This is a genomic window from Lentiprolixibacter sp., from assembly GCF_982873095.1.
Window position 1 is genome coordinate 1 of sequence record NZ_CEYNTP010000196.1, and the last position, 5,446, is coordinate 5,446.

General features: G+C 47.4%; 11 protein-coding genes and 1 pseudogene. All 12 read right to left on the reverse strand.

The genetic code is table 11. The features are described 5' to 3' along the window. On the reverse strand, positions 1–247 hold a 247-nt coding region (gene rpsQ / locus AC4E7D_RS11105; RefSeq protein ID WP_490173864.1), incomplete at its 3' end, for a 30S ribosomal protein S17. A 13-nt stretch (positions 248–260) separates the two neighbouring features. Beyond that, positions 261–452, reverse strand: a complete 192-nt coding sequence (rpmC, locus tag AC4E7D_RS11110) for a 50S ribosomal protein L29 (protein WP_490173865.1) — start codon at positions 450–452, stop codon at positions 261–263. Positions 453–467: 15 nt separating this feature from the next. After that, complete coding sequence (rplP, locus tag AC4E7D_RS11115) at positions 468–890, reverse strand: 50S ribosomal protein L16 (RefSeq protein ID WP_490173866.1); 423 nt, start codon at positions 888–890, stop codon at positions 468–470. Between the two features lie 17 nt (positions 891–907). Next, positions 908–1,618 (reverse strand): 30S ribosomal protein S3, encoded by a 711-nt coding sequence (rpsC, locus tag AC4E7D_RS11120; protein WP_490173867.1) that lies wholly within the window; start codon positions 1,616–1,618, stop codon positions 908–910. Between the two features lie 8 nt (positions 1,619–1,626). After that, positions 1,627–2,034: a 50S ribosomal protein L22 gene (gene rplV, locus AC4E7D_RS11125; protein WP_490173868.1), complete on the reverse strand. Its 408-nt coding sequence runs from the start codon at positions 2,032–2,034 to the stop codon at positions 1,627–1,629. A gap of 7 nt (positions 2,035–2,041) precedes the next feature. Then, positions 2,042–2,320 (reverse strand): 30S ribosomal protein S19, encoded by a 279-nt coding sequence (rpsS, locus tag AC4E7D_RS11130; RefSeq protein WP_490173869.1) that lies wholly within the window; start codon positions 2,318–2,320, stop codon positions 2,042–2,044. Between the two features lie 13 nt (positions 2,321–2,333). After that, positions 2,334–3,158: a 50S ribosomal protein L2 gene (gene rplB / locus AC4E7D_RS11135; RefSeq protein ID WP_490173870.1), complete on the reverse strand. Its 825-nt coding sequence runs from the start codon at positions 3,156–3,158 to the stop codon at positions 2,334–2,336. 9 nt (positions 3,159–3,167) lie between these two features. Next, positions 3,168–3,458 carry a 50S ribosomal protein L23 gene (gene rplW, locus AC4E7D_RS11140; protein ID WP_490173871.1) on the reverse strand — a complete coding sequence of 97 codons (291 nt, stop codon included), beginning with the start codon at positions 3,456–3,458 and terminating at the stop codon, positions 3,168–3,170. Positions 3,459–3,463: 5 nt separating this feature from the next. Next, positions 3,464–4,093 carry a 50S ribosomal protein L4 gene (gene rplD / locus AC4E7D_RS11145; protein ID WP_490173872.1) on the reverse strand — a complete coding sequence of 210 codons (630 nt, stop codon included), beginning with the start codon at positions 4,091–4,093 and terminating at the stop codon, positions 3,464–3,466. Further along, complete coding sequence (rplC, locus tag AC4E7D_RS11150) at positions 4,093–4,710, reverse strand: 50S ribosomal protein L3 (RefSeq protein WP_490173873.1); 618 nt, start codon at positions 4,708–4,710, stop codon at positions 4,093–4,095. Before rplC ends, rplD begins: the two co-directional genes overlap by 1 nt. Before the next feature lie 155 nt (positions 4,711–4,865). Further along, on the reverse strand, positions 4,866–5,171 hold the full coding sequence (gene rpsJ / locus AC4E7D_RS11155) for a 30S ribosomal protein S10 (protein WP_266015214.1): 306 nt from the start codon (positions 5,169–5,171) through the stop codon (positions 4,866–4,868). An 11-nt stretch (positions 5,172–5,182) separates the two neighbouring features. After that, a pseudogene (gene fusA, locus AC4E7D_RS11160) lies at positions 5,183–5,446 on the reverse strand (elongation factor G); the annotation flags it as partial.

Below are 5,446 nucleotides of genomic sequence, written 5' to 3' on the forward strand. Positions count from 1 at the left end.
TTTCTAGGACTTCAACTAACCTCCAGCATTTTGTCTTGCTCAAAGGGCGGGTTTCCATAATCCGCACGGTATCGCCGATATTGCAATCATTGGTCTCATCGTGCGCCACGTACTTTTTGGTCCGCAATACGAACTTTCCATACATAGGGTGCTTTACCCGCTTTACTTCAGAAACCACAATGGACTTCTCCATTCTGTTACTGGTAACTACGCCTATCCTTTCTTTTCTTAAATTTCTTTTTTCCATAAAGCAGAACCCATTATTGGTTTTCCCTTTTTGTTAATTCTGTTGCCAATCTTGCCACGGTTCTTCTCGCATTCCTAATTTGAAGCGGATTTTCCAATGGTGTCACGGAGTGTGCCATTTTTAAGTCAGCGTACTGCTTTTTTAAAACGGCAATCTTTTCCTTTAGTTCCTCAACGGACATTTCCTTTACTTCAGACTGTTTCATGGTCCTATCAGTGTTTTATGCCTCCTCGTAATCGCGGGCAACAATAAATTTCGTTCTTACTGGTAATTTCTGAGCCGCAAGCCTCAGGGCTTCCTTGGCTATATCCATCGGGACTCCACCGACTTCAAACATGATACGTCCCGGCTTTACTACGGCCACCCAGTATTCCGGGGCCCCTTTACCTTTACCCATACGTACCTCAAGCGGTTTTTTAGTAATGGGCTTATCCGGGAAGATCTTGATCCACAATTGTCCCTGGCGCTTCATGTAACGGGTCGCCGCTACACGGGCTGCCTCTATCTGCCGGGAGGTAATAAAGCTGGAATCCATGGATTTTATTCCAAACATCCCGTTCGAAAGCCTGTGCCCCCTCTGGGAATTCCCTTTCATTCGGCCTTTCTGCGCCTTGCGGTATTTTGTTCTTTTTGGCTGTAACATTTGCTATTACTTAAATGTTATTTTCTTCGTCGTTTTTTCCGGGCATCCTGTTTTCCTTTAGACTGTCCTTTAGACATTCCTACAAGGGGTGAAAGCTCACGCTTACCATAAACCTCGCCTTTCATGATCCATACTTTTACTCCAAGCCTACCGTAGGTGGTATGGGCTTCTTCCAGGGCGTAATCGATATCCGCCCGGAATGTGGACAATGGAATTCTTCCATCCTTATAAGATTCCGTACGGGCCATTTCTGCTCCGTTAAGTCGTCCTGCAATCTGAATCTTGATTCCTTCGGCGTTCATACGCATGGCGGCTGCAATGGCCATTTTGATAGCGCGTCGGTAGGAGATCCGGTTTTCGATCTGCCGGGCTACACTGGCGGCAACAAGGTTGGCATCCAGTTCCGGCCTTTTGATCTCGAAGATGTTGATCTGCACCTCCTTGTCGGTTATCTTTTTCAACTCTTCTTTCAGCTTATCTACTTCCTGACCGCCTTTACCGATAATGATACCGGGACGGGCCGTGGTGATGGTCACCGTGATGAGCTTGAGCGTACGCTCTATAATCACCCTGGAAACACTGGCTTTTGCCAGACGGGCGTGGATGTATTTCCTGATCTTGTCATCCTCGGCAAGCTTATCTCCATAATCGTTTCCGCCATACCAGTTGGATTCCCATCCGCGGATGATCCCAAGCCTGTTTCCTATTGGATTTGTTTTTTGTCCCATATTTCTCGCTAGCTTTCTGCGTTATTTCTTGCTCCCAAAACCAAGGTCACATGGTTGGAACGTTTTCTTATTCTGTGTGCCCGTCCCTGAGGAGCAGGTCGCAACCTTTTCAGCATACGCGCGCTGTCTACTTTGATCTCCTTAACAAACAGGTCGGCGCTTTCTATATCAGCATCCTCGTTCTTGGCCTGCCAGTTAGCAAGGGCAGACAACAAGAGCTTTTCCAGTCTCCGGGAAGCTTCCTTCTGGCTGAACCTCAGTATGGCCAGCGCTTTTTCCACACCTTCTCCCCTTACCAAATCTGCTACCAGACGCATTTTACGGGGCGAAGTAGGGCAATTGTTAAGTTTGGCAAAGGCCAGCTGGGCCCTTTCCTCCTTAAGCCTCTCGGCCATTTGTCTTTTTCGTACTCCCATAGCTTACTTACTTTTTACCTTTGTTCTTAGCCCCTGCATGCCCACGGAAAGAGCGTGTTGGGGAAAACTCACCCAGCTTGTGACCTACCATGTTTTCGGTTACGTACACAGGAACAAATTGCTTCCCGTTGTGCACTGCGATGGTCTGCCCTACAAAATCAGGGGTGATCATCGATGCCCTTGACCAGGTTTTGATCACGGTTTTCTTACCGGATTCTATGTTTTGCTGGACTTTCTTATCCAGGCTGTAGTGAACGTAAGGTCCTTTTTTTAAGGAACGTGCCATTATTCTTTACGTTTTATTTCTTTCTTCGTTCAATTATATATCGGTTGGAATCCTTGGTCCTGGAACGGGTCCTGTAACCTTTGGCCGGGATACCGTTTTTAGACCTTGGGTGTCCTCCGGAAGCGCGGCCTTCCCCACCACCCATCGGGTGGTCTACCGGGTTCATCGCTACCGGACGTGTTCTCGGCCTCCTTCCCAGCCACCTGCTTCTACCCGCCTTACCGGATACAACCAACTGGTGGTCTGAGTTGGACACTGCTCCGATGGTTGCGAAGCAGTTAGCGAGAACCATCCTAGTTTCCCCTGAAGGCAACTTAATCGTTGCGTATTTCCCTTCCCTTGCCATCAACTGGGCAAAGGTTCCGGCGCTCCTCGCCATTACGGCACCCTGTCCGGGCCGCAATTCGATGCAGGATATGATGGTTCCCAAAGGAATATCGCTCAACGGCATGGCGTTTCCGATTTCCGGAGCCACCTTGCTACCTGATACAATCTCCTGACCAAGCTTCATCCCGTTCTGAGCGATGATGTAACGCTTCTCCCCGTCCTTGTATTCAACAAGGGCGATAAAAGCCGATCGGTTGGGATCGTACTGAATGGACTTCACTTCTGCTTTAACATCCTGTTTGTCTCGCTTGAAGTCGATAATACGATACCTTCTTTTGTGACCCCCACCTCTGTGGCGCGTGGTCATCTTTCCTTGACTGTTCCTACCTCCCGTTCTTTTTAACGGAGCAAGCAAGCTTTTCTCCGGCTTATCAGCAGTAAGCGCGTCAAATCCGTTTACTACTTTAAAACGCTGCCCGGGGGTGATCGGTTTTAATTTTCTAACTGACATCTCGCGTCTTTATAGATTACTGTAAAAATCAATAATATCCCCGTCTTCCACGTCTACGATGGCTTTCTTGTAGGCATTGGTCTTGCCTTGCTGTACGCCTGTCTTCGTATACCGTGTTCTTCGGGTAGGACCGTAATTCATAGTGCGGACCTTCTTGACCGACACTCCATAGGTCTCCTCAACTGCATCCTTGATCTGCAGTTTATTCGCCCTGGGATCAACAACAAAACCATAGCGATTGTACAGCTCGCTGTCGTTGGTCATCTTCTCCGTAATGATAGGTTTAATCAACGCCCTCATGGCCCTTACTTATTTAAATTTGATTCAATTCCTTCCAGCGCACCTTCGAGAAGCACGATATTGTTGGCATTCAATATTTTGTAAGTGCTTAATTCTGAATTAGTTACAACCTCAGAACCTTTCAAATTGCGCGACGACAAATATACGTTATTATTTGTATCGCCCAAGACGAAGAGTGACTTTTTGTTTTCAATGCCAAGCGACTTCAGGATCGCGACAAAATCTTTGGTTTTCGGACTGTCTAACTGGAAGTCCTCCACTACCATGATCGCTTTCTCCTTTTGCTTGATGCTGAGCGCCGATTTACGGGCCAGTCGCTTCACGTTTTTGTTTACCTTCTGACCGTAATCCTTGGGACGAGGTCCAAAAATCCGACCTCCGCCACGGAAGATGGGAGACTTGATGCTCCCTGCACGTGCCGTTCCGGTGCCTTTTTGCTTTTTGATCTTACGGGTACTTCCCGCAATTTCAGCACGCTCTTTGGACTTGTGGGTTCCCTGCCGCTGGTGGGCCAGGTACTGTTTCACATCCAGATAAATAGCGTGGTTGTTAGGTTCCACTTTATAAACAGCATCCGAAAGATCTGCTTTCCGACCTGTATCTTTTCCCTTGATGTCTAATACGGCTACCTTCATTACTTCTCAATAGTTACGTATGCATTCTTATGACCCGGAATACATCCCTTTACGACAAGGAGATTCTTTTCCGGAACTACTTTTACCACCCTAAGGTTTTGCACTTTTACCGTTTCACCACCCATGCGGCCGGCCATTCGCATTCCTTTGAAGACCCGTGACGGATAGGATGCTGCCCCGATAGACCCGGGGGCCCTAAGTCGGTTATGCTGTCCGTGAGTAGCCTGTCCGACACCGCCAAAGCCGTGTCGCTTAACAACCCCCTGGAAGCCTTTTCCCTTCGAGGTGGCTGCCACGTCAACAAATTCTCCTTCCGTAAAAAGGTCAACACCCAGGGTGTCTCCCAGTTTGTACTCACCTTCAAAATCCCGGAACTCAACGACTTTTTTCTTGGGAGAAGTACCTGCTTTTTTAACATGACCCAGTTCGGCCTTGTTCGCACGCTTTTCTGCCTTGTCATCGAAACCGAGCTGAAGGGCATTATACCCGTCTACCTCTTCGGTTCTGACTTGGGTAACGATGCATGGCCCAGCTTCAATAACCGTACAGGGAATGTTTTTCCCGTTGTCATCGAAGATGCTGGTCATGCCGATCTTTTTTCCAATTAACCCAGACATACTTATTTATTTATTAATTCAATTTTTACTTAATTTCCTGACAAAAAAACAGGGCCAAAAACAATTCGACCCCGAATTCATTTTTGTTACCGTTTTTCCTTCGCGAAACGCTCCGGACATGTCAGCCGCCTTATACAAAGGCGAACTATATTTCCTTATACCTTTATCTCCACCTCAACACCACTGGGAAGCTCGAGCTTCATAAGGGCATCGATGGTCTTGGAGGAGGAACTGTAAATATCCAGCAAACGCTTATATGAGCTCAACTGGAATTGCTCCCTTGACTTTTTATTTACGTGCGGTGAACGCAATACCGTAAAAATCCGCTTGTGCGTTGGCAATGGAATAGGGCCGGTTACTACCGCTCCCGTTGTCTTCACCGTCTTTACGATCTTTTCGGCAGATTTGTCTACCAGGTTGTGATCGTAAGATTTAAGTTTTATTCTGATTTTCTGACTCATTTTTTTCTTCCTTAAGCGGTTACACCAGTTGCCATTTTAATTACTTCCTCAGCCAGGTTGGAAGGGGTTTCAGCATAGTGGGAGAATTCCATAGTGGAGGTCGCCCTACCTGAGGAAAGTGTCCTCAGCGCCGTAACATATCCAAACATTTCTGATAAGGGTACTTCCGCTTTGATCACCTTGGATCCTGAACGGTCATCCATATTGTTAACCTGTCCCCTCCTGCGGTTCAGGTCACCTACAACGGGACCCATATATTCCTCGGGAGTAACTAC

Excerpts from the sequence above, each read along its gene's own strand:
- rpmC (WP_490173865.1), bottom strand. The coding sequence starts at position 452 with ATGAAACAGTCTGAAGTAAAGGAAATGTCCGTTGAGGAACTAAAGGAA.
- rplP (WP_490173866.1), bottom strand. The coding sequence starts at position 890 with ATGTTACAGCCAAAAAGAACAAAATACCGCAAGGCGCAGAAAGGCCGA.
- rpsC (WP_490173867.1), bottom strand. The coding sequence starts at position 1,618 with ATGGGACAAAAAACAAATCCAATAGGAAACAGGCTTGGGATCATCCGC.
- rplV (WP_490173868.1), bottom strand. The coding sequence starts at position 2,034 with ATGGGAGTACGAAAAAGACAAATGGCCGAGAGGCTTAAGGAGGAAAGG.
- rpsS (WP_490173869.1), bottom strand. The coding sequence starts at position 2,320 with ATGGCACGTTCCTTAAAAAAAGGACCTTACGTTCACTACAGCCTGGAT.
- rplB (WP_490173870.1), bottom strand. The coding sequence starts at position 3,158 with ATGTCAGTTAGAAAATTAAAACCGATCACCCCCGGGCAGCGTTTTAAA.
- rplW (WP_490173871.1), bottom strand. The coding sequence starts at position 3,458 with ATGAGGGCGTTGATTAAACCTATCATTACGGAGAAGATGACCAACGAC.
- rplD (WP_490173872.1), bottom strand. The coding sequence starts at position 4,093 with ATGAAGGTAGCCGTATTAGACATCAAGGGAAAAGATACAGGTCGGAAA.
- rplC (WP_490173873.1), bottom strand. The coding sequence starts at position 4,710 with ATGTCTGGGTTAATTGGAAAAAAGATCGGCATGACCAGCATCTTCGAT.
- rpsJ (WP_266015214.1), bottom strand. The coding sequence starts at position 5,171 with ATGAGTCAGAAAATCAGAATAAAACTTAAATCTTACGATCACAACCTG.